This is a genomic window from Bradyrhizobium sp. URHD0069 (assembly GCF_000701345.1).
Lineage (GTDB): Bacteria > Pseudomonadota > Alphaproteobacteria > Rhizobiales > Xanthobacteraceae > Bradyrhizobium.
Window position 1 is genome coordinate 1 of record NZ_JNIJ01000131.1, and the last position, 1,147, is coordinate 1,147.

The 1,147-nt window shown below is 57.4% G+C and carries 1 protein-coding gene; it reads right to left on the bottom strand.

What is annotated here, in order from left to right; translation table 11 throughout:
• Positions 1 to 962: 962 nt before the first annotated feature.
• Positions 963 to 1,147 (bottom strand): hypothetical protein (locus N554_RS41620; RefSeq protein WP_210165389.1); only part of this gene is annotated, 185 nt, incomplete at its 5' end.

Consider the following 1,147-nt stretch of genomic DNA (forward strand, 5'->3'; position numbering starts at 1 on the left):
CGGCCTCGTGTATTTGAAGAACCTCACTTCCCACAAGAAGAAACCGGTTAAGCGCAGGGCTTGATAGCAATTTCGATGCGCGGTCTCGCTTTATCGTAACCGCGCCGATCGCCAGTATCCTATCTGGCTGTCGTCGTCATACGCAACGCCGGTGAGGGCGTCTAAGGACTACATGCGCTCCGAGCGCTGACGGGAACTCATCTCCTTCTCAATCATTAAGTGCTATCGGGTTGAGGAGATATTATTTTCGGCGCGGTAGCGCTTTGCGTCGTGCTGGCATTTGCATTGGCGGGCCGGACCGGCACTATCGATATGAAGCAGAAGACCGAACCTGGTACCTCCCGGCGTCGTTCCACACGGGGGAGCGGAGAGGCCGATCGCCAGTACGACCGGCATAGGGCCTGGCGAGAGTAAGCGCTAGCTGTGTACGAGTGGGGAAGCGGCGGCACCGATATCGTCTATAAAAAGGGCCTCGACACGGTCCGGAAGACCTGCGCGGGAAAGCACGTTAGCAACCGAAGATGAGTGCCATTTCCCGCCACGGGAAGATCCAATACCCCGATCGTTGAGCGCGGTCGCCATCGAAGCGAGACTCAAAACCCCTGCAGTTTGGACTGCCTGAATTGAATTACCGGAGCCAGCCCCAAGGCGAATTCGTCCGCCGCCCGAACTTGGGCTGCCCTTCCGGACGAGCCGGCAAGATCGAGATTGCGCGGGTTGCCGAGCCTAGACCCGCCTGCCTTCTTCGCTGCCAACGCCGCTTTCGTGCGAGCCGATATCGGTCGGCGCTCTTTTTCTGCCAATGCAGCGTATGGGTGCAGCGCGCCGATCGGGCGGCGACTAATCTGAAGGTCGGCTAAGCTTCACCTTTTTGGGCGCTAGCGCCCGATCAACCAGACGTCCTACGCTTTCCATCGCAGCCGACCGCGTTTTATCTACTCCGGTTCTGACGTTGTTTTCGTCTAAGCGGACCGTCCACTTCCATGTGCCAGGCTTGATGCCTTGGACGATGCTGTATTCTTTCCCACGATACTGCATTTCAAGTTAACGAACGATGCGACCAGTAGTTCGGCAAGACTGCCCTGCTGATTTGCGAGTTGAGCTGCTGCCGGTTTGATGGACACCAAGTTTGGGTGTTTCATGAAAC